Genomic DNA, 1,903 nt, shown 5'->3' with positions numbered 1-1,903 from the left:
TGCATAAAACCCGATGAAATCTCGCGTGCCATCGGTAACGGGTGCGACTTAGCAGTGAATGAGCGCACATCACTGATGGATGCGGGACTGGCGCGCGCGACTACAGCGGTGGGCCGGTCTATCGCCTTGGTGGAAGGACGTTCGTAAAGAATTCGAGTCGCATCATGAAGCGGTTCGAGATGCTCGCGATAGGTTAGCGCCGTGACATCGGTCTAAATATTGATCGGGATGTACTGGCGCAGTCGAGGTGACAAATGATGACGTCGCCCGCGGGGTAAGCTGTCTTGGAAACGCGAAATGCACCCCGACTCGCCCGTGCCATCCAGGCGGCGAATGCGTGTGCATATCGGTCACGCTAAAACTTTCGGATCAAATTGAATAAGTGTCACTCTGGCCGCAAGCCTGCACGTATTTTCCACAAGGCGAAAGCCGCCAAGCCAACAAGCATGAGAAGGGTCATGCCCATCGCACCGGCGTGTTGGTGGAGTGCGACGAAAGACGCGCCTGCCGCCGCGGCCGGGACGATGTGTGAGATCGCCCACACGATCGCAGAGGCCACATTTGCAGTATAAAAGCGTCGAGGGTTCATGCCGGAAATCCCGGCGATCAGTGGCACGAATGCTCTCACGACGGGGGTAAAGCGTGCGATCGTGATCGATTTGCCGCCATGGCGTGCGAAGAATTCCTCCGAGCGTCGGATCGCCTCCGGGTAGCGTGCCATTGGCCACATCCGCAGCGCCTGCTCCTGATAGCAATGCCCCAGCCAATACGCTGCGCCATCCCCCGCGATCGCTCCCAGGCAAGCTGAAATGAGAACTGCCCAAACCGGTATCAGTCCAACGCCTGCCATCGCCGAAATCGTCAGAATTGTCGCGGTGCCCGGCACCAGAGCACCGACGACCGGAAGCGACTCGGACAGCGCCAGAACAAACACGAATCCGATAGCGAGTAGCGGCTGCTGCGCGACGAGGTCCGCGGCCTGGTGCAGGAAGCTGCCAATAGAAGGAATCATGATACTTACGAGCCTAAGCGCAGAAACTGCACCAGCAGCGTCCGAGGATCGACATTGGCTGTCACGGGGTTGCCGTTCACGATCAGCGAAATCTTGGCCATCGGCACTCTCTAGCGGGTTAGCTTATGGGCCGGCCATTCTATTCTGCCGCGTTGCACGGCACCGGCCAGCTTAAAATTGTTCCAAATGCATCATAGGTGCCTCAGCGCCGATCGGCAACCTCGGGCGCTGAAGGCCAACGCAGGCGTGATATGCCGAAACTGCCCGTCAATTGCCGTCTTTGACGGCCTCGGCAAAATTCGCAAAAAATTCATCGGCGAGCTTTTTGGCCGACCCGTTGATCAAGCGCTGACCGAGTTGCGCCAGCTTGCCTCCGATTTGAGCCTCGACATTATAGACGAGCAGCGTGCCGCCATCCTTGTCCTGCAGATTGACGGTGGCGCCGCCTTTGGCGAATCCGGCAACGCCGCCCTCACCTTCACCGGTGATCTTATAGCCGTTCGGCGGATCGAGATCACTGAGCGTCACCCGACCCTTGAAGCGCGCGGAGACAGGACCGACCTTCATCTTGGCGACAGCCTGGAATTCATTGTCTCCGCTCTTGTCCAGTTCTTCACAGCCCGGGATGCAGGACTTCAGAACAGCCGGATCGTTGAGCTTTTCCCAAACCACCTGACGGGACGCCGGAAGTTGAACTTCGCCGGTCATTGTCATTGCCATTGTCTTGATCTCCCGCTTGAGCCGATGCGGCCGGGCCGCAGTTTTTACCAGTTAAGCTACCGCGCCGCCAAAGAAAAGAGGATCGTCGGAAGGGTTGGCGCCGCACGACGGACGGCAGCCATCAAAGGCGTTGGCAGATATGAGCATACATTCCCCAAGTGGCATGCCGTC

Annotated in this window: 2 protein-coding genes and 1 pseudogene; all 3 read right to left on the bottom strand. The window is 58.3% G+C overall.

Going from position 1 to position 1,903, the window contains the following annotated elements:
- Positions 1 to 385: 385 nt before the first annotated feature.
- The gene (locus tag I554_RS0125250; protein ID WP_192817786.1) at positions 386 to 934 is read right to left on the bottom strand and encodes a DedA family protein; all 549 of its coding nucleotides are present in this window, start codon (positions 932 to 934) and stop codon (positions 386 to 388) included.
- A gap of 95 nt (positions 935 to 1,029) precedes the next feature.
- Positions 1,030 to 1,113, bottom strand: a pseudogene (locus tag I554_RS27110) ((2Fe-2S)-binding protein); the annotation flags it as partial.
- A gap of 166 nt (positions 1,114 to 1,279) precedes the next feature.
- Positions 1,280 to 1,732 (bottom strand): carbon monoxide dehydrogenase subunit G, encoded by a 453-nt coding sequence (locus I554_RS0125240; protein WP_024578145.1) that lies wholly within the window; start codon positions 1,730 to 1,732, stop codon positions 1,280 to 1,282.
- Positions 1,733 to 1,903: the final 171 nt, after the last annotated feature.

Origin of the sequence: Afipia sp. OHSU_II-C1 (assembly GCF_000497575.1) — a bacterium.
Lineage (GTDB): Bacteria > Pseudomonadota > Alphaproteobacteria > Rhizobiales > Xanthobacteraceae > Afipia.
The sequence above is the reverse complement of the archived record's forward strand: the minus strand, read 5'-3'. Positions and strand labels throughout refer to the sequence as shown.